Below are 25,935 nucleotides of genomic sequence, written 5' to 3' on the forward strand. Positions count from 1 at the left end.
TCTGTCCTTTCTCGACTGATCGGACAGATTCTGCCTGCCGCGCGACCTTGCCGGCGCACGCCAGCGCTGCAGCGCAACATCGCCTTCACGCCGCGCGCCGGCTCTCGATCTGCATCAGGGCGGCGCCCAGGACGTCGAGGTCGACCGGCTTGGCGAACAGGTCGTGGAAGCCCGCCGCCAGCGCCTGCGCCCGGTCCTTCTGTTGCGCATAGCCGCTCACCGCGATCAGGATCGCCTGCGCCGCGCCTGGCTGCTTGCGCAGCGCGGCGGCCAGCTCGTAGCCGTTCATCTCGGGCAGGCCGATGTCGAGCAGGCACACATCCGGCCCGAAGGCCGGCAGCGCGGCCAGGGCCTCGCGCGCGGAGTGCGCGACCAGCACCGTGTGCCCCAGGGTTTCGAGCAGCAGCGACAGCGTGACCGCCGCGTCCTCGTTGTCGTCGACCACGCCGATGCGCAGCGCCGGCACGCTGGCGCGCGGCGGGCTGCGGTCGCGCGCGCGCCGCTCGACCTGGGCGCGCGTCGACAGCGGCAGGCTGACGTGGAAGGTGCTGCCCTGCCCCGGACCTTCGCTGCTGGCGCTGACCGCGCCGCCGTGCAGCTTGAGCAGGCTGCGCACCAGCGCCAGCCCGATGCCCAGGCCGCCCTGGCTGCGGTCCAGGCCCCGCGCCCCTTGCGCGAACAGGTCGAAGGCGCTGGCGATCAGGTCGGGCGACATGCCGATGCCGTCGTCGCGGATGTCGACCGCCAGCGCGCCGCCGTCCGTCGTCAGGCGCACCTCGATGTGACCGCCTTCGAGCGTGTACTTGGCGGCGTTGCTGAGCAGGTTGGTCATGACCTGCACCAGGCGCTTGCGGTCGCCCACCACGATGGCGCGCGCCGGCGGCAGGTCGACGGTCAGGCGGTGCCGGTGCTTCTCGATCAGCGGGCGCACCTGTTCGACGGCGTCGGCGATGACGTCCTTGAATTCCAGTTCGCGCAATTCGAGCTCCACCTTGCCGCGGGTGACGCGCGAGACGTCCAGCAGGTCGTCGATCAGCGACGTCATGTGGCCGGCCTGGCGCGCCACGATCTCGCTGGCGCGCTGCACCATCGCGGGGTCGAGGTTGAAATTGGACAGCATGGTGGCGGCCGAGACGATCGGCGCCAGCGGATTGCGCAGCTCGTGGGCCAGCATGGCGAGGAATTCATCCTTGCGCTGGTCGGCCTGGCGCAGCGCCGCGATCAGGGCCTCCTGCTCGGTCATCGCCTTGCGCAGCTCGATCTGGCTCATGACCTGGTGCGCCAGGGTGGCCAGCACGAACTGCTCCTGCTCGCTCAAGCCCTGCGGCCGCGGCTTGTTGTCCAGCACGCACAAGGTGCCGAGCGGGACGCCGTCGCGCGTCTTGAGCAGGGCCCCGGCGTAAAAGCGCAGCCCGGCGTCCTTCGTCACCAGCGGATTGCACCGGAAGCGCGGGTCCTCGCGCGTGTCGGGCACGATCAGCTGCTGCTCCTCGAGCAGCGCGAAGCGGCAGATCGAATCGTCCAGCGGCATCTCGCGCATGCCCAGGCCGATCTCGGACTTGAACCACTGGCGGCCGCGCGCGATCAGGTTGACCGCCACGATCGGCGCGGCCAGCAACTGGCTGACGAGGCGCACGACGTCGTCGAACGAACGCTCGGGCGGGGTGTCGAGGATGCCGTAGGAATCGAGGACGGCGAGGCGCGCTTCTTCGTCGAGGGTGGCGGTGCTGGACGTCATGGATAGTTGGAGGTGGCGGAAACGGGCCGAGAACATGCCGGCTGGCCACCAATTATAGGAACAAAGCGGCGCTTGCGGCCACACGGAACGTCCTGGAAAGCTTGCCGCGCGTCTCGCGAACGCAGCGCCGTGGCCATCACGCCGGCGCGGTCAGTCTTGTGCGAGATAGTAGCAGCCAGTGATTATCTCAGGCCACGCCCGGACGCAGCCGGCGCCACAACGCGCGCCCCGCCGCATGCACCAGCCATGAAAACAGCGCGATGACGGCCCCGAACATGGCCGGCAGGATCGGCCCAGCCACGAAATTCATGGCCAGCACGAAGCCCAGCAGGTATTCGGCATGCCACAGGCGCACCACGAGGGCCAGCGCCAGCAGGCCGAAGAAGACGTAGTCGACCAGGGGACTGCCGGCCGCGAACAGCGCCGCCAGCGTGGCGCCGTAGGCCAGCGCGCACAGGAAGGCGACGAGGGGAGCCGGCCTGCGCGAAAGCCCGCCAGTGGCGGCAAGCCGTGCGCGGCGCTCGACCCTGCCGACGGTCCACCAGGTCAGCAGCGGCACCAGCAGCAGGCCCCACCAGTTGGACACCGCAGGCAGCTCGGGATTGGCCAGCAGGTGATGCGACAGCACGCCGCCATGCAGATGCTCGCGGGCCAGTAGCACCAGTTCGGCGCACAGCGCCAGCAGAGTCAGGAGGATGCGGCGACGGCTGGCGGAAGCGGCATTCATGGAATTCCCGGCTGGAGGTGAAGAAGCTCAAGCGCCTCACACTACCAGAAGTCGCGGCACCGATCTACACCGGGAGCGGATTCCATGCCGCCGTCATAATATGCATACGTTTCAGTCGCCCAGCACCGTGACGACCACGCGGCGCCGGTGCGGGGCCGTACGGTGTTCCCACAGGTAGATGCCCTGCCAGGTGCCGAGCAGCATGCGCCCTGCCCCGACCGGGATCGTGAGCGCAGTGTCGGTGAGCATGGTGCGGCCGTGGGCCGACATATCGTCCGGCCCTTCGGCGTCGTGGCGGTAGGCCGGATCGCCGTCCGGCGCCAGGCGCGCGACGATGGTTTCCAGGTCGCGCCGCACGTCGCCGTCGGCATTCTCGGTCAGCAGCAGCGAGCAGCTGGTGTGCTGCACGAATACATGGGCCAGGCCGCATTGCACGCCGGATGCGGCGACCACGGCGGCGACGTCGCGCGTGATGTCGCGGGTGCCGCGGCCGCCCGTGGAAAACTCGAGGATGGATTGGTGCGCCATGCCGCTGTCCTGTGATCGAAGCCGTGGGGCTCCATCATACCAGCGGGGCGTCTCGCCTAGTCTCGCCTGGTCTCGCCTAGCCTCGCCTAATCCCGGCGGCGGTCGGCCAGGAACTGCTGCGCGCGCGGGTGTCGTGGATGGGCGAAGAATTCCTGCGGCGTGGCCTGTTCCAGGATCTTCCCTTCGGCCATGAACCAGACGCGGTCGGCCACGTCGCGCGCAAAGCCCATCTCGTGGGTCACGCACACCATCGTCATCCCCTCTCCCGCCAGCGACCGCATCACCTGCAGCACCTCGCCCACCATCTCGGGGTCGAGCGCGCTGGTCGGCTCGTCGAACAGCATGATCGGCGGACGCATGGCCAGCGCGCGCGCGATGGCCACGCGCTGCTGCTGGCCGCCCGACAGCGCGTTCGGATAGGCGTCGGCCTTGTGCGCCAGGCCGACCCGCTCGAGCAGCCCCATGGCGTGTTCGCGGGCCTCGGCCCTGGTCGCCCGTTTCAGCTTGACCGGCGCCAGCGTGCAATTCTCGAGCGCTGTCAGGTGCGGGAACAGATTGAAGCTCTGGAACACGAAACCGATGCCGGCGCGCAGCGCGTTGACATCCAGGCCCCTGGCGTGGATGTCGCGGCCGTCGATCTCGATGCGGCCGGAATCGATCTCTTCCAGCCGGTTGAGGGTGCGGATCAGGGTCGACTTGCCGGAGCCGGACGGCCCGCACACCACCAGCACCTCGTTGTTCCCGACGCGCTCGGTGATGTCCACCAGCGCGTGGTAGTCGCCGTAGTATTTGTTGACGTTATCGAGGACGATCATCGTTGGTGGACTTTCATGAAGCTTGCGCACTGTGGCGCTGCAGGCGCCGCTCGAGCAGGAAGGCCAGGCGGGACAGGCCGAAACACAGGATGAAATAGGTCAGCGCCAGGATCAGGTACACCTCCACCGCCCGGGTGAACACCAGGGTATTGATCTGGGTGGCGATGAACGACACTTCCGACAGACCGATGATGTAGCCGAGCGAGGTCGCCTTGATGGTCGAGACCAGCTGGTTGACGATCGACGGCAGGCCATGGCGCAGGGTCTGCGGCAGCACCACGTGGCGCAGCGCGGCGCCATAGCCCAGGCCCAGCGAACGGGCGCTCTCCAGCTGCCCCTTGGGCAACGCGCGCAGGCCGGCGGCCACGATCTCGGCCAGGTAGACGCTGTCGAACACCACCAGCACCATCAGCATCGTGGTCGCCTGCGAGGTCTTGACGCCGGTGACGGCGGGCAGGAAGAAATACACCCAGAACAGCACCAGCAGCAGCGGCACGGCGCGCACCACCTGCACCAGGCCGGCCACCGGCAGGCTGATCGCGCGATACGGGCTGACGCGGGCAATGCCGAGCAGCAGGCCGAGCGGCATCGCCAGCACCAGCGCGGCGCCCGACAGCAGGATGGTCAGCACCAGGCCGCCGAGCGGCCCTTCAGGATATTGGCCGACCAGGAAGTACAGCCAGTAGGTATCGATCAGTTCGAGCATCCGTCGTCTTTCAGGCCGTCCTCACCGGATAGCGGCGCTGGAACAGGTAAGCGAGCAGCGAGATCACGAGCGAGACCGTCAGGTAGGCCAGCGTGGCGAAGGTGAACGCCTCCAGGCTGCGAAAACTGGCCGTTTCCACGCGCGCGGCCTGGTACATCAACTCCGCGGCGCCGATGACGGTGGCCACGCTCGTGTCCTTCCACAGGTTGACGGTCTGCGACAGCAGCGGCGGCACCGAGGCGCGCAGCGCCTGCGGCAGCAGCACCAGGCGCACCGCGGCCACCCGCCCCAGGCCCAGCGAACGCGCGGCCTCGAGCTGGGTCGCGGGCACCGCGCGGATGCCGCTGCGGATGTCCTCGGCCATGTGCACGCCGGCGTACAGCGTCAATGCGATGACGGCGCAGACCACTTCGGGGTTGTTCGCGTACAGGACTTCGCGCGCGGACTCCGGCAGCAGTTCGGGGAACGCGAAGTACCAGAACAGCAGGTGCGCCAGCAGCGGCACGTTGCGGATCGCCTCGACCAGCGTCGCGCCGAGCGCGCGCAGCGGCGCGAAGGTCGAGGTGCGCATCAGCGCCACCAGCGCGCCGAAGGGCAGCGCGAAGGCGAAGCTGATGACGGTCAGCTGGATCGACAGGATGAAGCCCTGCACCAGCCAGTCGTGGTACTCGCCGGACTGCAGGATGGTCGGATCGAAGAACAAGACCAGGCTCAGATCTGGTCGGTGTGAATCTTGAAGCTGCGCTTGGCGAGGTTGGTGCGGGTGCCGGGGCCATACCATTTATTGAACAGCTGCTGGGCGGCGCCGCTGCTTTCCAGATCGCGCAGGGTCTGGTCGACCACCGCCTTGAGGCCCTTCTCGCCCTTGCGCAGGCCGAGCGCGAGCGGCTCGTTGCCGATCGACGGCGCCAGGATCGTGAAGCCCTTGGCGGCCGGGCCCAGCTTGCCGTAGTCGGACAGCAGCGAGGATTCGTCGTTGACGTAGGCGACGCCTTTCCCCTGGCGCAGCGCCTGGAAGGCTTGCTGGGTGTTCTCGAACGTCACCACCTCGACGTTCGGCACCGCCTTGCGGATATTCGTTTCCTGGGTGCCGCCGCGCACGGTCAGCACCTTCTTGCCGGCCAGTTGCGGCAAGCCGGTGATGCCGCTGGCCGCGCGCACCATGACCTTGGAACCGGTCACGAAGTGGGTCAGCGCGAAATCGACCTGCGATTCGCGCTCCTTGTTGTGGGTGAGCGAAGCGGCCAGGATGTCGACGTGGCCCTGCTGCAGCTCGGGAATGCGGGCGGCGACGGAGATCTGCTTGAACACCGGTTTCACGCCCAGCTTCTTCGCCACCGCATTGGCGATGTCGATCTCGTAGCCGACCAGCTGGCGCGATGTCGGGTCGATGAAGCTGTTCGGTTCATCGGTGCCGAGCACGCCGAACACGATCTGCCCCTTTTTCTTGATGTCGGCCAGCTGGTCGGCGTGCGCCAGGCCGGCGGACAGCGAGACGCCCAGGGCGAAGGTGCTCAGGATAAGGTGACGGCGAGTGAACATTGATGCTCCGGCTAGGATGTCGATCTTGCGAGTATAGAACAAACGCTTATATCGAAAAACGACTAATTTGCCATAAGAAAATGTCGAAAAACTCATATAGCGTGGCGCCGGCGATGCTAGCCGTGCGCCGACCACAAGAAATTGTTGTCATAATTACCTCAACCCGATCGGAGAAGCCATGCTCGTCGTAACCTACAATGTCAACAGCATCAACAGCCGGCTGGACGCCCTCGTCCAGTACCTCGGCGAGCGCCAGCCCGACGTCGTCTGCCTGCAGGAACTCAAGGCGCCGCAAGACAAATTCCCGCTGCAGGCGATCCAGGACGCCGGCTACCACGCGCTCTGGCACGGCCAGAAAAGCTGGAACGGCGTGGCGATCCTCACGCGCGAGCCGGCGCAAGAGGTGCAGCGCGGCCTGCCGGGCGACGAAACCGACGAACAAAGCCGCTACATCGAGGCGGTCTACAAGGGCATCCTCATTGCCGGCCTCTACCTGCCGAACGGGAACCCGGCGCCCGGCCCCAAGTTCGACTACAAGCTGGCCTGGATGGAGCGCCTGCGCCTGCGCGGCCTCGAGCTGCTGGCGCAAGGCATACCGGCGGTGCTGGCGGGCGACTTCAACGTCATCCCGACCGAGCGCGACGTCTACAAGCCCGAGCGCTGGGTCGACGACGCCCTGTTCCGTCCCGAGACCCGCGCCGCCTTCGAGCGCCTGATCGACCAGGGCTGGCTCGATTCGCTGCGCGCCATCCACCCGGACGAGACGATCTACACCTTCTGGGATTACTTCCGCAACGCCTTCGGGCGCGACGCCGGCATCCGCATCGATCACCTGCTGCTCAGCCCCAGGCTGCAGCCGGCGCTGAAGGACGCCGGGGTCGACAAGTTCGTGCGCGGCCGCGAAAAGCCGAGCGACCACGCGCCGACCTGGGTCGAACTGGATCCGGCGAAGATCGCACAGTAAGGACGTGAACTACCTGACCGGCGCTTGCGCATGACGCCGCATCGCCGCCCCACCCTCGCATAACAAGGAGCACACCATGAAACGACTACTCATCGCCGCCGCCGTCCTGGCCCTGCCGCTGGGCGCCCAGGCCGTATCGATGCCCGGCTTCTGCGCGCGCGGCATCGGCGCCGCCGAAGCCAAGATCTGCCAGGCGCCGGGTTCGGCCGAATCCGAAGGCATGGTCTACGCCCTGTACCGCGCCGCGCTCGAAAAACTCGACGCCGGCGCCGGCAAGGAACTGCAGGAACAGCACACCAAGTGGTGGGACGGCGTGAAGCAATGCGCCGAGTCCAAAGACATGAACGGCTGCCTCAACAACGCCTACGGCAGCCGCCTGCTGCAGCTGCAATCGACCTACAAGCTGGTCAAGACCACCGGTCCGGTCGCCTTCACCTGCGGCGACGGCAGCAAGATCAGCGCCACCTTCCTCGACACCACGCCGGCCTCGATGGTCGCGGTGCGCGACAAGGAACACGTGCTGCTGCGCGGCGAAAAGACCGCCAGCGGCATCGCCTACGGCAACCGCAGCGAGGAATTCAAGGAACACCAGGGCAAGGTCACCATCAAATGGGGCGCCAATGCCAAGGAGCTGAGCTGCAAGAAGTCGTAAGCCTGCAGGAGCCTGTCCCGGCTCTGTCACGACGGACGGACATGCGTTAAGCTGTTCGTCCGTTTCATTTTCAGACACCCGCATGCTCTCGCCCGAACAACTCTTCGGCTTTCTCGCCGCCGCCGTCCTGATCACCCTCTCGCCCGGCCCCGACAACCTGATGGTGCTCAGCACCGGCATCGCCAAGGGCCGCCTGCGCGGCATCGCCTTCGGCCTGGGGTGCGCCTTCGGCTGCATCAGCCATACGGTGCTGGCCGTGATCGGCGTCAGCGCGCTGATCGCGGCCTCGCCGGCGGCCTTCACCGCGCTCAAGGTGGCGGGCGGCCTGTACCTGATCTGGATGGGTTGGGGCGCGGTCAAGAGTCGCGGCGGCGCGCGCGTGACGACTGCCGGCGCATCCGACGAACCGGCCGGACGGCTGTTCGTCAAGGGGCTGGTGGCCGCGGCCATCAATCCCAAGGTGGTGCTGTTCTTCCTGTCCTTTCTACCCCAGTTCGTGGTCGCCGCGCGCGGCGACGCCAACCTGCAGATCGGCCTGCTGGGCATCGTGTTCACCCTGCAGGCCGCCGTCATCTTCGGCGCGCTCGGCTATTTTTCGGGGACGATCGGCCAGTGGCTCAACCGCACGCCCACGGCCGGCATGTGGCTGGACCGGATCGCGGGGGCGGTGTTCATCGGATTGGGATTGCGCCTGATCGTGGCGCGCTAAAAAAAGCGCGGTTCGGTGAACCGCGCCGTTCGTCCTTACAGCTCGATGGCGACCTGCGCCGCCTGGCCCCTGCGCGCCGGGACCTGCACTTCGAGCAGGTGCTGCTGGGCGTTGAAGACGAAGCGCGCTGCGCGGCCATCGACCGTCGCGCCACGCGGCTTCGCCCGCACATTGTGCACCTTGAGCGCGAAGGCCCGTTCCTTCGCCTGCATCGCCTTGCCGGTCTCGGTCTTGAAGCCGATCTCGAGCCGCTTGCCGGCGCTCATTTCCGTATACTTGCTGTCGAAGCGCACGATCTCGTACTTGCCCTGCTCATAAGCGCCCGCGGTCTCGCCGTCGTCGTCATACATCTTGCCGCTCGAGGCGCTCACCGACGCATCGTGATAATAGTGCAGGTCGATCTCGCGCCCGGTGTAATCGCGCGTGGTCTGCACCACCTTCGCCATCGGCACGAAGGCGCCGGCGCGCACATAGACCGGGATGTTGGCTTCGACCGGCTTTACGGTCTCGAGGATGCCGCCCTGGTGCGCCTGGCCGGTATGGAAGTCGAACCATACGCTGCCGCTGTTCGGGAAGTAGACCTCGGCGCGGGTGGCGCCCGGCTGCACGATCGGCGTGACCAGGAAGTCCGGCCCCCACAGATAGGTGGTCGAACGCTCGGCCGGCTGGGCCGGGTCCAGCTCGACGAACATCAGGGGACGCATCAGCGGCATGCCGGTCTGCTCGTTGTCGAAGGCGATGGTGTAGTTATACGGCAGCATCGCATAGCGCAGCCACACCGCCTCGCGCGCCAGCACCTTGGTACGTTCGGAGCGGAACACCGGTTCGGACGCCACCGCCTCTTGCGCATGCGGACGGAAGATCGGCTGGAACACGCCATACTGCAGCCAGCGCACATACAGCTCGTCGTCCAGCACGGCGCCGGCGAAGCCGCCCAGGTCGGAGTGCATATAGGCCAGGCCCTGCATGCCCATCTGCAGCGAGATCTCCATCTGCGACTGCAGGCCGCCCCAGCTGCGCGCGACGTCGCCCGACCACGGGATCATGCCGAAGCGCTGCGAACCCGAGTAGCCGGCGCGCATCAGGATGAAGGGGCGCTCGGCCGGGAATTCCTGCTGGTAGCCCTCGGCAATCAGGCGCGCCCAGTCGTGACCGTACACATTGTGCACCTGGTTGGCCGAACCGGCGGCATGCTGCAGATCGGATGGATGCACCTCTGGCTCGCCCAGGTCGCCCCACCAGCCGGTGACGCCTCCCTTCTTGAGGTCGCGGTAAATGCTCCACCACCAGTCGCGCCCCTCCTTCTTGTAGATGTCGATCAGGCCCGTGTTCCCGAAATAGAAATCGTAGGTGTAGGGCTTGCCCGCCTTGTACGTGGCGAGGACCTTCTTGTCCACCGCCTCGTCCCAGCGCTTGGACGTGGTCAGCACGAACGGTTCGGTGACCACCACCGTCTTGACGCCCCTGGCCTTGAAGTCGGCCATCATTTTCTCGGCGTTGGGGAAGGTGTCGCGGTCCCAGGCCAGGTTGCCCATCGTGCCCTGCACGGTCTTGCCGAACCAGTAGAGGTCGAGGATGACGGCGTCGAGCGGGATCTTCTCTTGCGCGAACTTGTCGACCACGGCGCGCGTCTCGGCCTCGGTCTTGTAGCCGAAGCGGCTGGCGAAGTTGCCGAAGGCCCAGCGCGGCGGCAGCGGCTGGCGGCCGGTCAGGCCGGTGTAGCCGGCCATCAGGTGCTCCCAGCTGTCGCCGGCCACGACCTGGTAGGTCTTGCGTCCGCCGATCACTTCGTAGCGCAGCGTGCCGTCCTTGCGGCTGTCGAAATCGAGCCAGCCGGTCTGCGGATTGTCGAAGTGGATCGCATATTTTTTGGACGACAACGCCACCGGAATCGTATAGTTGAGCAGCTCGGAGCGCTCGGCATAGCCGTAATGCGCCTTGTTGTAGAGCTGGAAGCGGTGGCCGCGGCGGTTCATGCCGACCGCGCGCGCGCCGGCGCCGTACAGGGCCTCGCCGTCTTCCAGCGCGAATTCGATCGCATCCATGCCGTCGGCGCGCCCGAAGCCACGCTTCTCGGCCACCAGCGGCTTGCCCTTGTAAGCATAGCTGATACGGAACGGCCGCTTGTCGACCGTGACGCTGATGCCGCCGTCGACGGCGTAGGTGAGGCGGCCGCCCTCGTCCCTGAGCGTGGCCTGCACCTGCACCGGCGCCAGGATCACCGCGTGCGAAGCCGGATCGAAGCGCTCGCCCTTGGGGATGAAGGTGGTCTCGACGATCGTGCTCGAATACGGCTTGATCAGGTAGCGGCCGTCGTTGGTCGCGATCTCGAGGGTATTCTGGTTGCGCGTCACGCCGGCCAGCTGGCGTTCGGCGTTCTGGGCGAACGCGAGCGGGCTGGCGGCGAGCGGGAAGGCGGCAAGGCTGAGCGCCAGGCGGGTCGTCAAGGCTTTGGTCATGTCTTCATTATCGTTGTGGTGAGATGCAGGCGAGAGCATGACAGAATTCCGCCCTCACAGACAGTCTTGACGCAAACGAAACGCCCGGCGTTGCCATGGGCAGGCGCGGGGCGCTGAAGCCAATCTGAAGCTGCGCTCGCCCCCCTCGGCTCGCCCCCTCGGCTCGCCCCCTCAGTTGGCGCCGAGTGTCAGCTGCATCAGGCGGCCCTGGCCGTCGGCGCGCTCGTTGGTCACCACGATGATGCGGCCGTCCGGATCCTGGGCGAGCGCGGACACCGACGGCGTGCTGTACTCGTCGTCGGTCGCGCGCTGGTAGCCCGGCACCAGCGCCGAGATATCGGTCCACGAATTGCCGCTGTCCTGCGACCACGCCAGATAAGGCCGGCCATGCATCTTGTCGAAGCCGCCGACCACCAGGGTATCCGGCTTGCCCTTGAGCGGCAGGAAGGCGCCGATGTAGGGATAGCCCTTGCCGCCTGATAGCGGTTCGTGGATCACGAACTTGAAGCTGTTGCCGTTGTCGACGCTGCGCAGTAGGCCGCCCTCGACGCCGACGAACACCATCTGCGTGTCCGGCACCGATTCGATGAACTGGACGTTGCGGTTCTCCATCTCGGGCAGGGCGATCGGCAGCTTGTCCTCGCTGGCCAGCGCGCCGCCGTCGCCGGTCAGGCGATAGGCCTCCACGAAAGCGAAGTCGAGCGGGCATTCGCCGCCGACCAGCACGCGGTCGCCCAGCACGTGGAACTTGGACGGATAGCACATCTGCGAATCCTTCGAGCCGCGGATCACCTGCCAGGTGTTGCCCTTGTCCTTCGAGGTCAGGAGGTTGTTGCCGGCGCCGGCATTGCTGTACAGGCGGTTGTTGGCGCCCTTGATGTCCTGCATCGACAGGGTCTCGCAGAAGTAGGGATTGCAGGTGCGCAGGTCGCCGTCGCGCGGCACGAAGCTGGCGCTATTGGCCACCAGGGTGCAGGTCGAATGGCCGTTGCTGGCGTCAGGCGTGTCGGCCCATGGCTGCATCAGCCACATGTCGCCGTCCACCATCTTGAGCTTCGGCGACCGCATGATGAAGTCGCCGACCGGGCCCATGGCGCAGGCGCCCAGGCCCACCGGGCTCCAGGTGGAGCTCGCCGACAGCGGCAGCTTCGCGCTCAGGACCGCCGAGCCCTCGGTCGCGCTGTTGGCCAGCGACAGGTAGGCGCTGCCGCCGTAGAAGGCCACGCTGTCCATCGCGCGCGCGGTGCTCGAGAGCGGATCGAGCCTGGTCGCCACCGGCTCGACGGAGACGGGCGGTGGCGGCGTCTGGTAGTCGTTGCCCGAGCCGCCGCAGGCGGCCAGCAGCAGCGCGCAGGCCGCGCCCATGATGGTGAAGGAGAGGTGTCGGTGCATGCGAATCCCAGTCAGATGAATGGACCGACGGCCGCTTGCGGCCCTCGTTCCGGAGACTGGGATTCTAGGCAAGGCACTGGCGGCGTTTGGAGGATTATTGTCGGCAGAATGTCATGATTGTGTAAGCGCGCCTCGGCCGCCCAGGTTCAGCTGCATCAGCTGGCCCTGGCCGTCGCCAGGCCGGTCAACGCAGGTACGGCACCACGTTGCGCGCCACGCGCGCGGTTTCGGCGTCGTCCAGCGGCAGGCGCAGGAAGGCCTCCCAGCCGTCCGGCGACCCGGTGTCGCCGCCCGGGTCCGAACCGTACAGCACCCGGTCCAGGCCGAGCTGGCGCAGGCGCCGCACCAGGCGCCGCGCCGCGTCGGCCGGCAGGTCGGCCTGCGCCACCGTCGCCACGTCGAACCAGACCTGGCGCATGCGCGGATCGCGCCGCGCGGCCGCCTCGGCCAGCACGGCCAGCGCTTCGCGCGCCGCCGTGTCGCCGAAGCCGGGGCCGTTGCCGGCCAGGTGCGACACCTGCACCGGCACGTCGGGCGCATACGGCAGCACCTGCTCGAGCAGCACGCGCGCCTGCGCGGCGCCATACGGCCGCCCGAGGGCGCGCGAGGCGCGCATGTCCATCACGATCGCCATGCCGCGCGCATTGGCGGCGCGGAACACCTGGCGCAGGCGCTCGACGTGGCCGGGCTGGTCGAGCTGGACGTCGGAGGCGGCGAAGTCGAGCTTGATGCCGCGCCCGAAGCCGGGGCTGGTGGCGCAGCGCCCCAGTTCGAGCAGCGCATAGTCCTTGAGCGGATTGAAGCTGCACAGGGCCACCAGGCGCTCCGGATGGCGCGCGGCCTGGGCCGCCACCCAGTCGTTCTCGGCGCGCACGCGGGCGTATTCATGGTCGATGGTGCGCGCCGGCAGGCCATAGGCATAGGCCGCCGACAGCACCGCCGCGCGCTTGACGCCGGCCGCGTCCAGCCGCGCCACCAGTTCGTCGGCGTCGACCGGCGCCAGCGCAATCGAGGACGACATCCAGGCCGCCGCCGCGGGGCTGAACAGGTGCTGGTGGTGGTCGGCCGCGGGCGCCAGGCGCGCCGGCGCGGCGCCCTCGCCGGCCCGGGCCGGACCGGATGCCGCCACCGCCATGGCGGCGCAGACCATGGCGCCGGTGGTGATGCTCAATCGCCTCATGCGAACCTCGTTGTCTGAAATCCGGCCCATGTTAGCGCAATGTCACCACCCGCTGTCAAGGCTGCGGATTCGATGCGGATGGCATAGAATCATCGGATTTGCGCCGGCCTCGCCCGGCGCCGTTGTCAAAGGAATCATATGCAGCAGCCGCACCAGCCGAACCTCGGCGCCAGGCTCCCAGCCGACCCGCCCGTCACCCAGACCCGCTCCTTCCTGACCATCGCCCTGATCGAATTGTGGGAACGCTTCGGCTACTACGGCATGCAGGCGCTGATCGTCTACTTCATGGTGCAGCGCCTGGGCTTCGACGACACCCGCGCCACCCTGGTGTGGGGCGCCGCCGCGGCCCTGATCTACGTGGCCCCGGCCATCGGCGGCTGGATCGGCGACAAGGTGCTCGGCACGCGCCGCTGCATGATCATCGGCGCCATCATCCTGTCGCTGGGCTACGCCCTGATGGGGATTCCGGTCAGCGGCACCTGGCTCACCTTCGTGGCGCTGGGCGTGATCGTGGTCGGCAACGGCCTGTTCAAGCCCAACACCGCCAACCTGGTGCGCAAGATCTACGAGGGCGACGACGCCAAGATCGACAGCGCCTTCACCATCTACTACATGGCGGTCAACGTCGGTTCGACCGTCTCGATGCTGGCCACGCCGGCGATCAAGGACCATTTCAACGCCACCTCGGGCGGTGACCTGGGCTGGCACATGGCGTTCGCCGTGTGCAGCGTCGGCCTGTGGGTCGGCCTGCTGACGGTCGGCGTGCTGCGCCGCACCGTCAACCATATCGGCTCGCCGCCGGACGAATTACCGCTGAATTGGGGCAAGCTGGCGCTGGTACTGGGCGGCGGCGTGCTCACCGTCATCGCCTCGACCTTCATCCTCGAATACCAGTGGCTGGCGCGCCTGTTCGTCTACGTCGCCGGCCTGGTGGTGCTGGGCATCTTCATCCACCTGATCCGCACCAGCCAGGCCAGCGAACGCGCCGGCCTGGTGGCGGCGCTGGTATTGACCCTGCAGACGGTGTTCTTCTTCATCTTCTACCAGCAGATGTCGACCTCGCTGTCGCTGTTCGCCCTGCGCAACGTCGACCTCGATTTCAGCCTGTTCGGCAGCCACCTGTTCACCTGGTCGCCGGCCCAGTTCCAGGCGCTCAACGCGATCTGGATCATGGTCCTCTCCCCGGTGCTGGCGTGGATCTACACGCGTTCCAGCGGCAGCCGCCTCGACCTGTCGATCGCCGCCAAGTTCGCGCTCGGTTTCGCGGTGGTGGCCGCCGGCTTCTTCACCTACGGTTTCGCCGGCGCCTTCGCCGTGAATGGCCTGACCTCGTCGTGGATCATGATCGCGGGCTACGGCCTGTATTCGCTGGGCGAGCTGCTGGTGAGCGGCCTGGGGCTGGCGATGATCGCGCGCTACGTGCCGGCGCGCATGGGCGGCTTCATGATGGGGGCCTATTTCGTCGCGGTCGGCATCTCGCAATACCTGGGCGGCCTGGTGGCCACCATGGCCAGCGTGCCGGAGGGAATGACGGATCCGCTGCAGACGCTGCCGATCTATACGAACCTGTTCAACAAGCTGGGCCTGGCGGCGATCGCCTGCACCTTCATCGCGCTGGCCGCCCTGCCCTTGATGCGGCGCCTGACCGCGGCGCATCACGCCCACGCGTAATCCAGTAAGATGGCAGGGATTTTCACTCCCTGCCATCCAGCATGTCTCTCATTACCCCCAACCGCCAGCTCCAGGTCGCCCAGCGCGTGCACGCGATCGAACCATTTCGCGTCATGGAGATGGTCAAGGCCGCCGGCGAACTGAAACGCGCCGGCCACGACGTCATCAGCATGAGCGTCGGCGAGCCCGATTTCACCGCGCCCGACATCGTCGCCAGCGCCGCGATGGAAGCGATCCGCGGCGGCGTCACCCAGTACACCGAGTCGCTGGGCCTGATCGAGCTGCGCCAGGCGATCGCGGGCCACTACGCCGCGACCCAGGGCCTGGACATCGACCCGCGCCGCATCGTGATCACCGCCGGCGCCTCGGCCGGCCTGCTGCTGGCCTGCGCCGCGCTGGTGTCCGAAGGCGACGAAGTCCTGATGCCCGACCCGTCCTATCCGTGCAACCGCCATTTCGTGGCCAGCTTCGGGGGCCGGCCGGTGCTGGTGCCTTCCTCCCACGAGGACCGCTACCAGCTCGGCGCCCACCACGTGGCCGAGCGCTGGACCGAGCGCACGCGCGGCGTGCTGGTGGCCTCGCCGTCGAACCCGACCGGCACCTCGATGACGCCGGAGCAGCTGCGCGCCATGCTGGCGGCGGTGCGCGCGCGCGGCGGCTTCGCGATCGTCGACGAGATCTACCAGGGCCTGTCCTACGACCACCAGCCCCTGAGCGCACTGGCGCTCGACCCGGACGTCATCACGGTGAACAGCTTCTCCAAGTATTTCAACATGACCGGCTGGCGCCTGGGCTGGCTGGTGGTTCCCGACAGCCTGGTGCCGACCTTCGAGAAGCTGGCCCAGAACCTGTTCATCTGCGCCCCGACCGTGGCCCAGCACGCGGCCCTGGCCTGCTTCCAGCCCGAGGCGCTGGCGATCTTCGAGGAGCGCCGGCGCGAATTCCAGCGCCGCCGCGACTACCTGGTGCCGGCGCTGCGCGAACTCGGCTTCGGGGTGCCGGTGATGCCGGACGGCGCCTTCTACGTGTACGCCGACCTCGACCGCGTGGCGCACCCGCTGCGCGGCGACAGCGCGGCGTTCAGCATGGCGGTGCTGCAGGATGCCCATGTGGCGATCGTGCCGGGCGACGATTTCGGGGTGGCGGCGCCGCAGCGCCACGTGCGCTTTTCGTATGCGACGAAGTACGAACGGATCGAGGAAGCGGTGGCGCGGCTGCGGCGCCTGTTCGTGTGAGGTCGGTGGCGTAGCCGCCGACCTTAAGGCGCCACGCCCGCCAGCGCCCCGATCAGCACGCCGGGCGCCACCGGCTTGACCAGGTAGCGGTCGAAGCCGGCCGCCAGCGCGCGTTCGCGGTCTTGCGGCTGGCCATAGCCCGACAGGGCGATCGTCAGCGGCCGGTTGTTGTCCGTGCCCGCGTCCGCGCCAGCGGCGCGCAGGCGCGCCATCAGTTCCAGGCCGTCCAGGCCCGGCAGACCGATGTCGCACACGATCGCGTCGAAGCGGCCTTCCAGCGCCAGCGCCAGGCCGGCATGGCCGTCGCCGGCGATTTCCACCTGGTGCCCTTCGACTTCGAGCAGCATGCGCAGCACGTCCGAGGCGTCGACATTGTCTTCCACGATCAGGATCCGGCGCCTGATGCCGCCGCCAACCGGCGCGGCGCCATCGGCGAGCCCGCTGGGCGCCGCGGCGCTCGACAGCGGCAGCGAGACCGTGAAGGTGCTGCCCCGCCCCAGCCCCGGGCTGGCGGCGCCGACGCTGCCGCCGTGCATGGTGACCAGATTGCGCACCACGTTCAGGCCAACCCCGAGCCCGCCCTCCGAGCGCGCCAGCGTGCGCGGCCCCTGCGTGAACAGGTCGAAGGCGCGGCCGATGGTCTCGATGGACATGCCGGAACCGTTGTCGTCGATGGTGACCGCAACGAGGCCGTCGGCGCCGACCCGGGCCGCGACCGCGATGCGGCCGCCGTCCTGCGTGTATTTCGAGGCATTGTTGAGCAGGTTGGTGAACACCTGGGTCAGGCGCACCCGGTCCCCTTCGACCACCAGGGTATCCGCCGCCTGCGCGATCGCCAGCTCCTGGCCGCGCTCGCGCACGCGCGGCATGACGGTCTCCGCCGCGTGCTCGATCAATTCGGCCAGCCGCAGCGGCTCGACCGCCAGCGTGATCTTGCCGCTGCTCAGGCGGGCGGCGTCGAGCAGGTCGTCCAGCAGGTGCGCCATATGGCCCACCTGGCGCTGGATCACGCCGGTCAGGCGGGCCAGTGCGGCGGTATTCACCGGCGAGCGTTCGAGCAGGCTGGCCGAGACGCTGATCGGCACCAGGGGGTTGCGCAGCTCGTGCGCCAGCATGGCGAGGAATTCGTTCTGGCGGCGATTGGTTTCCTCGGCGTCGTCGCGCGAGGTCTGGGCGTCGACCGCGGCCAGCACCAGGTGCTCGTTCGCTTCGCGCAGGCTCGCGGTCAGCGCGAGGCTGGCCGCGAGATCGCCGCGCAGCTGCTCTGCCTCGAGTTCCAGCGCGGCCAGGCGGAGCGCCAGGGTGCCGTCGTCGTTGCCTGGTGTCGCCGCCATGAGATTCATTCAGGGTGTCCCGCGCGCGATGGGCAAGCCGTGCAGCACGCCCTCGTATTCGGTCGCCACCGGCTCGATATTGATCCCGTCGTCGCCGATGTGGAATTCGCGCAGGTCGGTGCTGTGGGCGCTGCCGCGCACCTTGACCACCGAGATGAAGCGGCGGATCCGGCCGCCACTCTCGCCGAAGCGCATGATCACTATCGCATCGGTCAGGTAGGCGATGTCGGCCTGGCTGAGCTTGAGCTGCGTGAAGTCGTCGTCCACGCCCATCGTGACCAGCACGCTCACGCCGCGCTTGGCCAGCGAGGACAGCATCTGGAACACGGTCGAGCGCAGCTGGTTGCGGCCTTCCGGCGCCAGGTACAGCGCCAGCTCGGACAGCGAATCGACCACCACGCGGCGCGCGCCGGTGCGGTCGATCGCATCGTTCATCTCGTCGAGCAGCTCGTCGACCGTGAGGTCGATCTTGCGGCTTTCGACCATCTGCACGTCGCCGTTCGCGACCAGCGCCGCCAGCTCGGCGTTACGCAGGCGCGAGGCGCCCTTCTCGAACGAGACCGCCACGCCCTTCTCGCCCAGCCGGGCGCCCGCTTGCAGGAAGCGGGTGCCGAGGATGGTCTTGCCGCAGCCGCTCGGGCCCGATACCAGCAGCGAGTGGCCTTGCGGCAGGCCGCCGTGGAGCAGCCCGTCGAGATCGGGCGTGCCGGTGGGAATGCGCGCCGCATCGCGGTCGACCCGCGCCCCCTGGTGATGGTCGGCCGCCAGCGGCGGCAGGATGCGCGGATACACACGGATGCCATCGTCGGTGATGCGGAAGGTGTGCGAGCCGCCCAGGTGGGCCTGGCCGCGCATCTTGACCACCCGCATCTTGCGCACCACCGAGTTATCCTCGTGCACCGGGGTCAGCGAAATCATGCCGTCGGCGACCGTCATGATCGGGCTCGCCTCGGCGTCGCCGTGCAGGTATTCGCCGATCAGGAAGGTGGTGGCCTGCCAGCTCGTCATGCGGGTGCCGAGATCCTGGATGAAGTGCTGCAGGTCGGCCACGCCCTCGTTGCCGGCGCGCGCCGTCTGCGCCACCGAGCGGAAGGAGTCGACGAACACCAGGCTCGGCGAGAAATCCTCGACCTCCTTCATCAGGCGCGCCAGCACGCCGCTGAAATCGCCCGCGCGCAGGTCTTCGGCCAGGTTGACATAGCGCACGCAGGTGCCGACCATGTCCATGTCGAAGAAGCTGTACTGTTGCTGGTAACGCAGCATCTTGAGGGGCGGTTCGCCCAGCACCGTGAAGAACAGGGCGCGGCGCTCGTTGCTGGCCAGCGAAAACATGATCTGGTGGGCGAGCGTGGTCTTGCCCGACCCCGGCGGCCCGGCGATCAGGTTGAAGGAAAATTCGCTCAGCCCTCCCCCCAGGAGAACATCGAGCCCCTGCACGCCCGTGCTCAGCTTTCCAAGGGATACTTTATCGCTCATTACTTGTGCTCCTGTGCATTCTTCTCTTCCCCGTCCCGCGCGGCGGCATCGAGCAGGCGCCGTGCGAGCGCCTGGCCGATGAGGGACGCCAGCAACTCGGTAAACGTCTGGAGCAGCGCCGCATGCGCGGCTTTTGCGTGGTCGGGTGCCACGCTGGCGAGCAGCTCGTCCAGCGTGGTGATTTGGGAGTCGCGGGTCTTGCATGGCGGCGTCTCGGCCAGCCATTTGAATTCGGGACCGACCAGACGGCATGCCCGTCCATACAGCGCGCAAAAGCCGCTGTCACCGATGAGCGGACCCAACTGGTCGGCCAGGCGCCGCCAGGATTGGATGAGCTGGATATGCTCTTCAGAACGTCCGGGGCCGCCCTTACTCGTCATCATGTCTAGGTTGAATAGCAATTGCTGCCGTTATCTTCATGAAAGGTCCATGCACACTCTCGCGCGGAATCGTCGTGCTTGCCTGACGATAGATTGACGAACATTATATCTTGGCTTTCCTGCCATTCCCCGACGATCCGATGATTAAAGTTGCAGCGCACAATGCGGACGACGCGTATTGACGATACAAACATGCGATAGGCATCCACCTGTTTCCCCGCTAAGATGTGTATCGCCGAGCAATAATGCTCTTTATCAAGCAGGGGATCAATGAAAATAAGCAAGCTGGGCGCCGCCGTCTCGACGGCCGCCGTCGTGATGGGTCTGGCATTCGCACCGGCGGCCGTGGCCGCAACGAGCGCAGCCGCGGTGAATACGACTGCGACCGCCGCCGACGCGCGGTTCAAGGACATCTACACCAAGGAATGGAAGTGGCGCATCGCCGAACGCCTGGCGCGCGACGAGAACGCGCCCAATGCGAGCCCGGGTTATGCGCGGGTCGACGCCGCCGCCCAGGAAGCGCGCCGCGTCTACTGGGCCGGCATCCTGAAGGAACTCGACGCGATCCCGCCAGGCGCGCTCTCGCCCGCCGAACGCATCAACTTCGCGGTCTACCGCGCCCAGATCGCCGCCCTGCATGACGCCCAGCGCTTCCGCGAATACGAACAGCCGGTCAACGCCGACACCGCCTTCTGGTCCGACGTCGCGTATGCCGCGCGCCGCCCGCTCAAGACCGCCGACGAATACCGCAACTATCTGCGCCTGCTGGAGGGCCTGCCCGCCTACTTCGACCAGGAACTGGACAATATGCGCGCCGGCCTGGCGCGCGGCTTCACCCCGCCGAAGGTCACCCTGGCCGGCCGCGACGGCACCTTGAGCTCGGTGCTTGATGCGAAGACGCCGCAGGACGTGGTGTTCTACACCCCGTTCAGGCAGATGCCGGCCGCGATGCCGGCCGCCGAGCAGGAGGCGCTGCGCGCGCAGGCGGTGGCCCTCATCCAGGGCAAGATACAACCCGCCTACGCCAAGGCCCTGGCCTATTTCCGCGACGAGTACGTGCCGAAGGCGCGCACCACGCTGGCGGCCCAGGACATGCCGGGCGGGAAGGAATACTACCAGTCGAAGATCGTGGAATTCACCACGACCAACATGACGGCCGACCAGATCCACGCGATCGGCCTGGCCGAGATGGCCAAGATCCGCGCCGAGATGCACGACATCATGAAGCAGGTCGGGTTCAAGGGCGACTTGCAGGCCTTCCTGCACTTCCTGCGCACCGATCCGCAGTTCTATGCCAGGACGCCGCAAGAGCTGCTCAAGAGCGCGGCCTGGACGTCCAAGAAGTTCGACGCCAAGGCCGACCAGTTCTTCGGCCACCTGCCGCGCCGCCGCTTTGCGATCGTGCCGGTGCCGGACGACCAGGCGCCGTTCTGGACCGCGGGCCGCGGCGGCCCCGGCACCTACTGGGTCAATACCTATAACCTGCCGGCCCGTCCGCTCTACAGCCTGCCGGCCCTGACCCTGCACGAGTCGGCGCCGGGCCACGCCTTCCAGATCCCGCTGGCGCAGGAACAGCAAGGCGTGCCGCCGTTCCGCCGCGCCTACATCTCGGCCTATGGCGAGGGCTGGGCGCTGTACACCGAGCGCCTGGGCACCGAGATGGACATCTACGAGACCCCGTACGAGGTGTTCGGCATGCTGAGCTACCAGGCCTGGCGCGCCTCGCGCCTGGTGGTCGACACCGGCATCCACGCCAAGGGCTGGACCCGCGAACAGGCCCAGAACTACCTGCTGCAGAACACCGCGCTGTCGAAGCACGAGGTCGAGACCGAAGTCGATCGCTACATCTCGTGGCCGGGCCAGGCGCTGTCGTACTACCTGGGCCAGATGGCGATCCAGGAGGCGCGCGCACGCGCCGAGAAGGCGCTCGGGTCGAAGTTCGACATCCGCAACTTCCACGACACCGTGCTGCAGGTCGGTTCGGTGCCGCTGCCGGTGCTGCAGCAGCGGATCGACCAGTTCATCGCGGACGGCGGACCGAGTCCGTATCCGAAAGAAGGCTGATCGTTCGTGACAAAAGGGCCGCATCGCGCGGCCCTTTTTTCATTTGTCGAACAGCTTGAACTTCAGCTGGAACGAGATGCCGCCATACAGCCGGTCCTTGTAGTTCGGGATGATCCCGACATTCACGCCGACCCGCTTGTATTCATAGGTCAGGGTCGGGATCGCGCCCGGGAACCAGCCGCCGTCGCGCGTCTTCGGATAGCCGTCGAAGGCGGCCAGCGCCAGGCCCACGCGCACCGGGCCGACCGCATACGGCTGCCAGATCACGCCCGCGTAGTTCGACCAGGCGCGGTCGCTGTTGTAGAAGCGCCCGGCGGTGGCCGTCATCGTGCCCTTGAATCGGTACTCGAGCGCCAGGCCCTTGTTGTTGTCGTTCAGGTCCTTGTCGCCGTCAAAGTGCGCGGTATAGAAGCCGGTGTCGATCCACAGTTCGCTGGTCGGCGACGGGTCGATCTTCGTGAAGAAGTCGGCGGCGAGTGCCGCCGGAGCGGCAAGACAGGCGGCGCCCAGCAGCGCCAGGAAATATACGGCGCGGCTCAATCGTCGGCTCCGGGATCAAGGTGGGGGAACATGACTTCGGTGAAGCCGAAGCGGGAAAAGTCGCGGATCCGCATCGGATACAGGATGCCCAGCAGGTGATCCACTTCGTGCTGCACCACGCGCGCGTGGAAACCTTCCGCGTCACGCACGATGCGCTTGCCGAACTGGTCGAAGCCCTCGTAGCGCAGGCGCGTGTAGCGCGGCACGCTGCCGCGCAGGCCGGGCACCGACAGGCAGCCCTCGACGCCCTCTTCCATCTCGTCGGACAAGGGCGTGAGCACGGGATTGATCAGGACCGTCTCGGGCACCGGCGGCGCGTCGGGATAGCGCTGGTTGCTGCCAAAGCCGAAGATCACCAGTTGCAGGTCGACGCCGATCTGCGGCGCGGCCAGGCCGGCGCCGTTGGCGGCATGCATGGTCTCGAACATGTCGGCGATCAGGGCGTGCAGCCCGGGCGTATCGAATTCGGTGACCGGCTGCGCGACCCGCAGCAGGCGCGGGTCGCCCATCCTGAGGATCTCGCGCACCGTCATGCCGGGCCTCTTCCTTCCAGCAAACCGGCCAGCGAGGCACGGAAGCCCTCGGCCGTTTCCGGGTGCTTCAGGCCGATCGCGGCGGTGGCCTGCAGATACCCCAGCTTGGAACCGCAATCGTAGCGCTGGCCGGCGTAGCGGTAGGCCAGCACGCGCTCGTCGCGCATCAGGGCCGCGATGCCGTCGGTGAGCTGGATCTCGCCGCCGGCGCCCTTGCCGATGTTTTCCAGGTAGTCGAAGATCGACGGCGACAGCACGTAGCGGCCGACCACGGCCAGGGTCGACGGCGCGTCCGCGGGCTGCGGCTTCTCGACGATGCCGGACACCAGTTCGAGGTCCTGGCGGTAGGCCGAGGCGCTGACGATGCCGTACTGGCGGGTGTGCTCGCGCGGCACGTCCTGCACCGCCAGGATGCTGCTGCGCTCATAGGCGTAGACGTCGGCCATCTGGGCCAGCACCGGTTTCTGGCCGTCGGCGGTGTCCATGAAATCGTCCGCCAGCAGCACGGCGAAGGGTTCAATACCCACCACCGGCCGCGCGCACAGCACCGCATGGCCCAGGCCCAGGGGCGACGACTGGCGGATGTAGATGCAGTTGACGTTCTTCGGGATCACCCCGCGCACGGTCTCGAGCAGGGCCTGCTTGCCGGCCGCCTCGAGCTCGGATTCGAGTTCGTAGGCCTTGTCGAAATGGTCTTCGATGGCGCGCTTGTTGCGGCCCGTGATGAAGATCAGTTCGGTGACGCCGGCGGCCACCGCCTCTTCGACCGCGTACTGGATCAGCGGCTTGTCGACGATCGGCAGCATCTCTTTCGGCTGCGCCTTGGTCGCCGGCAGGAAGCGGCTGCCCAGGCCGGCGACGGGGAATACGGCTTTGCGGATCAGGTTCATGTGTACCAGTATGGAGGGTTGTTATTGCATTGTTATGACTGCGCCAGCAGCGCCAGCAGCGCCGCCTCGTCCAGGATCGTGACGCCGAGCTCCTCGGCCTTGGCCAGCTTGCTGCCCGCTTCGGCGCCGGCCACCACGTAGGATGTCTTCTTCGACACCGAGCCCGACACCTTGCCGCCGGCCTCCTCGATCAGCGCGCCGGCCGCGTCGCGGCTCAGGGTCGGCAAGGTGCCAGTCAGGACGAAGGTCTTGCCGGCCAGCGGTCCCTCGGGCGCGGCGGCGGCCGAGGCTTCGGGCAGGGATTCCAGCAGCGAGCGGCGCAGGGCCGCCAGCGACTGCACTAGTTCGCGGTTCGCGCGCACCGCCATCCATTCCTCGAGCGCGGCGGCGACCGTTGCCGGCAGGCCGAAGATGCCGAAGTCGGTGCGCACGCCGATGTCTTCCAGCGTCTGGCCGGCGCCCACCACCTGGCGCGCGCGCGGCTCGGTCAGTTTCGGGATGTCGAGCGCGGCCAGCAGCTTGATCTCGTCGAGCTTTTCGCGCAGCTGCACCTTCGGCGCATGCTCGCCCTTCGGCGCCACGCCGGCGTCCAGCAAGGCGTTCAGGGCGATCTGGTTCTTTTCTTCGGCGAAGAATTCGGCGATCGACTCGGCCACCGTGCCGCCGATGTCGGGCAGCACGCGCAGCAGCGCGGCCGGCGCGCGCCGCACCAGGGCCAGGCTGCCGAGCCAGTCGGCCAGCGTCTTGGCGGTCGACTCGCCCACGTGGCGGATGCCGAGCGCGAACAGCAGGCGCTCCAGCGGCGGCTGCCTGCTGGCGGCGATCGCGGCCAGCAGGTTGTCGGCCCACTTGGTCGCGACCTTGCCCTGCTTGACGGTCTCCGGGGTCGTGCCGTCGCGCTCGTCGGCCAGGCGCTTCATCTTGAGCAGGTCGTCGAGCGTGAGCTTGTAGAGATCCGCCACGCCCTTGACCAGGTTCGCCTCCACCAGGCTGTCGATGTAGCGGTCGCCCAAGCCTTCGATGTCCATCATGCGGCGGCCGGCGAAGTGGCGGATCGCTTCCTTGCGCTGGGCCGCGCAGGTCAGGCCGCCGGAGCAGCGCGCGACCGCTTCGTCGGCCTCGCGCACCACGTGCGAACCGCACACCGGGCACTGCTTCGGCAGTTCATAGACCGCCGGCTCCGGGCTCGGGCGGCGCTCCAGCACCACCGCCAGCACCTCGGGGATCACGTCGCCGGCGCGGCGCACGATCACGGTGTCGCCCACGCGCACGTCCTTGCGCCGCACTTCGTCTTCGTTGTGCAGGGTGGCGTTGGTGACGGTGACGCCGCCGACCGAGACCGGCACCAGGCGCGCCACCGGCGTGATGGCGCCGGTGCGGCCGACCTGCACCTCGATCGCCTGGACCGTGGTCAGCGCTTCCTCGGCCGGGAATTTATGGGCCAGCGCGAAACGCGGCGCGCGCGAGACGAAGCCCAGCGCGCGCTGGTCCTCGATGCGGTCGACCTTGTACACCACGCCGTCGATTTCGTAAGGGAGCGACTTGCGGCGTTCGCCGACGTCGCGGTAGAAGTCGAGCAGGCCGTCGCGGCCCGCGACCACCTTGCGTTCCTTCGCCACCGGCAGCCCGAGCGCCTCGAACCAGTCGAGCAATCCGGAATGGGTGTCGGGCAAGTCGGCGCCTTCCACCTGGCCCACGCCATAGGCGAAGAAGCGCAGCCTGCGCTCATTGGTGATGCGCGCGTCCAGCTGGCGCAGGCTGCCGGCGGCGGCATTGCGCGGGTTGGCGAATTCCTTCTGGCCGCTGGCGCGCTGGCGCTCGTTCAGGGCCTCGAAGTCGCGCTTGAACATCAGCACTTCGCCGCGCACCTCGAGCACGGCCGGCACGTCGCCGCCATGCAGCCGCATCGGGATCACGCGCACGGTGCGGATGTTGGCGGTGACGTCCTCGCCCGTGTAGCCGTCGCCGCGGGTCGCCGCCTGCACCAGGCGTCCATCCTCGTAGCGCAGGCTGATGGCCAGGCCGTCGAACTTCAGTTCGGCGTTGTAGACGACCTGGCGCACTTCCAGCCCCTCGCGCGCCTTACGGTCGAAATTGTCGATGTCGTCGTCGTTGAAGCCGTTGTTCAGCGACAGCATCGGCACCGCATGGGTGACCTGGCCGAACTCGGGAATAGGCGCGTCGCCCACGCGCCGGGTCGGCGAGTCGGGGTCGACGGCGTCCGGGTGGCTGGTCTCCAGTGCCAGCAACTCGTGGTACAGCTTGTCGTACTCGGCGTCGGGAATCGTCGGCGCGTCCAGCACATGGTAGTTGTAGCTGGCGCGGTTCAGTTCCGCGACCAGCCAACGCATTCGTTCAATGCGCCGCTGGCGGTCATTCTGTTGCTCTTGCTCGGTCACC

Annotated in this window: 23 protein-coding genes; 6 read left to right on the forward strand and 17 right to left on the reverse strand. The window is 67.6% G+C overall.

Features of this window, described 5'->3' with window-relative positions; genetic code table 11:
- Nucleotides 1-85: 85 nt before the first annotated feature.
- From ABIB42_RS01830 to ABIB42_RS01860, 7 genes are all read right to left on the reverse strand, one after another.
- Nucleotides 86-1,738 (reverse strand): hybrid sensor histidine kinase/response regulator, encoded by a 1,653-nt coding sequence (locus tag ABIB42_RS01830; RefSeq protein WP_051205089.1) that lies wholly within the window; start codon nucleotides 1,736-1,738, stop codon nucleotides 86-88.
- 187 nt (nucleotides 1,739-1,925) lie between these two features.
- Complete coding sequence (locus ABIB42_RS01835) at nucleotides 1,926-2,465, reverse strand: hypothetical protein (RefSeq protein WP_005667502.1); 540 nt, start codon at nucleotides 2,463-2,465, stop codon at nucleotides 1,926-1,928.
- 111 nt (nucleotides 2,466-2,576) lie between these two features.
- Complete coding sequence (locus ABIB42_RS01840; RefSeq protein ID WP_005667500.1) at nucleotides 2,577-2,993, reverse strand: secondary thiamine-phosphate synthase enzyme YjbQ; 417 nt, start codon at nucleotides 2,991-2,993, stop codon at nucleotides 2,577-2,579.
- Nucleotides 2,994-3,079: 86 nt separating this feature from the next.
- Nucleotides 3,080-3,808: an amino acid ABC transporter ATP-binding protein gene (locus ABIB42_RS01845; protein WP_005667499.1), complete on the reverse strand. Its 729-nt coding sequence runs from the start codon at nucleotides 3,806-3,808 to the stop codon at nucleotides 3,080-3,082.
- Nucleotides 3,809-3,821: 13 nt separating this feature from the next.
- Nucleotides 3,822-4,514, reverse strand: a complete 693-nt coding sequence (locus ABIB42_RS01850) for an amino acid ABC transporter permease (RefSeq protein WP_005667498.1) — start codon at nucleotides 4,512-4,514, stop codon at nucleotides 3,822-3,824.
- A gap of 10 nt (nucleotides 4,515-4,524) precedes the next feature.
- The gene (locus ABIB42_RS01855) at nucleotides 4,525-5,217 is read right to left on the reverse strand and encodes an amino acid ABC transporter permease (protein ID WP_083415404.1); all 693 of its coding nucleotides are present in this window, start codon (nucleotides 5,215-5,217) and stop codon (nucleotides 4,525-4,527) included.
- Between the two features lie 8 nt (nucleotides 5,218-5,225).
- Complete coding sequence (locus ABIB42_RS01860; protein WP_429247793.1) at nucleotides 5,226-6,056, reverse strand: ABC transporter substrate-binding protein; 831 nt, start codon at nucleotides 6,054-6,056, stop codon at nucleotides 5,226-5,228.
- Between the two features lie 178 nt (nucleotides 6,057-6,234).
- Between ABIB42_RS01860 and xth the strand changes: the two genes are divergently transcribed.
- The 3 genes from xth (at nucleotide 6,235) to ABIB42_RS01875 (ending at nucleotide 8,381) form a co-directional block, all read left to right on the forward strand.
- Complete coding sequence (gene xth, locus ABIB42_RS01865; protein ID WP_429247794.1) at nucleotides 6,235-7,020, forward strand: exodeoxyribonuclease III; 786 nt, start codon at nucleotides 6,235-6,237, stop codon at nucleotides 7,018-7,020.
- A gap of 76 nt (nucleotides 7,021-7,096) precedes the next feature.
- Complete coding sequence (locus ABIB42_RS01870; protein ID WP_005667492.1) at nucleotides 7,097-7,672, forward strand: MliC family protein; 576 nt, start codon at nucleotides 7,097-7,099, stop codon at nucleotides 7,670-7,672.
- 82 nt (nucleotides 7,673-7,754) lie between these two features.
- Complete coding sequence (locus tag ABIB42_RS01875; RefSeq protein ID WP_071362467.1) at nucleotides 7,755-8,381, forward strand: LysE family translocator; 627 nt, start codon at nucleotides 7,755-7,757, stop codon at nucleotides 8,379-8,381.
- A gap of 35 nt (nucleotides 8,382-8,416) precedes the next feature.
- On the opposite strand, the gene ABIB42_RS01880 is transcribed toward ABIB42_RS01875, so the two are convergent.
- The 3 genes from ABIB42_RS01880 to ABIB42_RS01890 all read right to left on the reverse strand — a co-directional run bounded on the left by ABIB42_RS01880 (nucleotide 8,417) and on the right by ABIB42_RS01890 (nucleotide 13,412).
- Nucleotides 8,417-10,840 (reverse strand): TIM-barrel domain-containing protein, encoded by a 2,424-nt coding sequence (locus tag ABIB42_RS01880; RefSeq protein WP_429247795.1) that lies wholly within the window; start codon nucleotides 10,838-10,840, stop codon nucleotides 8,417-8,419.
- A gap of 171 nt (nucleotides 10,841-11,011) precedes the next feature.
- A complete protein-coding gene (locus tag ABIB42_RS01885) occupies nucleotides 11,012-12,232 on the reverse strand; it encodes a hypothetical protein (protein ID WP_429247796.1) in 1,221 nt (406 codons plus the stop codon).
- 184 nt (nucleotides 12,233-12,416) lie between these two features.
- On the reverse strand, nucleotides 12,417-13,412 hold the full coding sequence (locus ABIB42_RS01890) for an amidohydrolase family protein (RefSeq protein ID WP_429247797.1): 996 nt from the start codon (nucleotides 13,410-13,412) through the stop codon (nucleotides 12,417-12,419).
- A 138-nt stretch (nucleotides 13,413-13,550) separates the two neighbouring features.
- Here ABIB42_RS01890 and ABIB42_RS01895 point away from each other — a divergent pair, with 138 nt between their 5' ends.
- Together ABIB42_RS01895 and ABIB42_RS01900 are read left to right on the forward strand one after the other, a co-directional pair.
- Nucleotides 13,551-15,083 (forward strand): peptide MFS transporter, encoded by a 1,533-nt coding sequence (locus ABIB42_RS01895; protein WP_429247798.1) that lies wholly within the window; start codon nucleotides 13,551-13,553, stop codon nucleotides 15,081-15,083.
- A gap of 41 nt (nucleotides 15,084-15,124) precedes the next feature.
- Complete coding sequence (locus tag ABIB42_RS01900; RefSeq protein ID WP_429247799.1) at nucleotides 15,125-16,318, forward strand: pyridoxal phosphate-dependent aminotransferase; 1,194 nt, start codon at nucleotides 15,125-15,127, stop codon at nucleotides 16,316-16,318.
- A 23-nt stretch (nucleotides 16,319-16,341) separates the two neighbouring features.
- Here ABIB42_RS01900 and ABIB42_RS01905 read toward each other — a convergent pair whose 3' ends face one another.
- The 3 genes from ABIB42_RS01905 to ABIB42_RS01915 are packed head-to-tail and all read right to left on the reverse strand — an operon-like array spanning nucleotide 16,342 to nucleotide 19,511.
- Nucleotides 16,342-17,661 carry a hybrid sensor histidine kinase/response regulator gene (locus ABIB42_RS01905; protein ID WP_429247800.1) on the reverse strand — a complete coding sequence of 440 codons (1,320 nt, stop codon included), beginning with the start codon at nucleotides 17,659-17,661 and terminating at the stop codon, nucleotides 16,342-16,344.
- Nucleotides 17,662-19,128: an RAD55 family ATPase gene (locus ABIB42_RS01910; RefSeq protein WP_429247801.1), complete on the reverse strand. Its 1,467-nt coding sequence runs from the start codon at nucleotides 19,126-19,128 to the stop codon at nucleotides 17,662-17,664. It abuts the gene before it with no gap.
- Entirely contained in the window at nucleotides 19,128-19,511 is a 384-nt protein-coding gene (locus ABIB42_RS01915) for a hypothetical protein (protein WP_071362459.1), read from the reverse strand. Before ABIB42_RS01915 ends, ABIB42_RS01910 begins: the two co-directional genes overlap by 1 nt.
- Nucleotides 19,512-19,778: 267 nt before the next feature.
- Between ABIB42_RS01915 and ABIB42_RS01920 the strand changes: the two genes are divergently transcribed.
- Nucleotides 19,779-21,572 (forward strand): DUF885 domain-containing protein, encoded by a 1,794-nt coding sequence (locus ABIB42_RS01920; protein ID WP_429247802.1) that lies wholly within the window; start codon nucleotides 19,779-19,781, stop codon nucleotides 21,570-21,572.
- A 39-nt stretch (nucleotides 21,573-21,611) separates the two neighbouring features.
- Here the strand turns inward: ABIB42_RS01920 and ABIB42_RS01925 are convergent, their stop codons facing one another.
- The 4 genes from ABIB42_RS01925 to ligA are packed head-to-tail and all read right to left on the reverse strand — an operon-like array spanning nucleotide 21,612 to nucleotide 25,934.
- A complete protein-coding gene (locus ABIB42_RS01925; protein WP_429247803.1) occupies nucleotides 21,612-22,112 on the reverse strand; it encodes a hypothetical protein in 501 nt (166 codons plus the stop codon).
- Nucleotides 22,109-22,645 carry a peptide deformylase gene (def, locus tag ABIB42_RS01930; protein WP_005667472.1) on the reverse strand — a complete coding sequence of 179 codons (537 nt, stop codon included), beginning with the start codon at nucleotides 22,643-22,645 and terminating at the stop codon, nucleotides 22,109-22,111. The genes ABIB42_RS01925 and def overlap by 4 nt, the downstream gene beginning before the upstream one ends.
- The gene (galU, locus tag ABIB42_RS01935) at nucleotides 22,642-23,535 is read right to left on the reverse strand and encodes a UTP--glucose-1-phosphate uridylyltransferase GalU (protein WP_005667471.1); all 894 of its coding nucleotides are present in this window, start codon (nucleotides 23,533-23,535) and stop codon (nucleotides 22,642-22,644) included. Before galU ends, def begins: the two co-directional genes overlap by 4 nt.
- Nucleotides 23,536-23,567: 32 nt before the next feature.
- On the reverse strand, nucleotides 23,568-25,934 hold the full coding sequence (gene ligA / locus ABIB42_RS01940; protein WP_429247804.1) for an NAD-dependent DNA ligase LigA: 2,367 nt from the start codon (nucleotides 25,932-25,934) through the stop codon (nucleotides 23,568-23,570).
- Nucleotide 25,935: the final 1 nt, after the last annotated feature.

It is taken from the genome of Massilia sp. UYP32 (assembly GCF_050434365.1).
GTDB classification, from domain to species: domain Bacteria; phylum Pseudomonadota; class Gammaproteobacteria; order Burkholderiales; family Burkholderiaceae_D; genus Telluria; species Telluria timonae.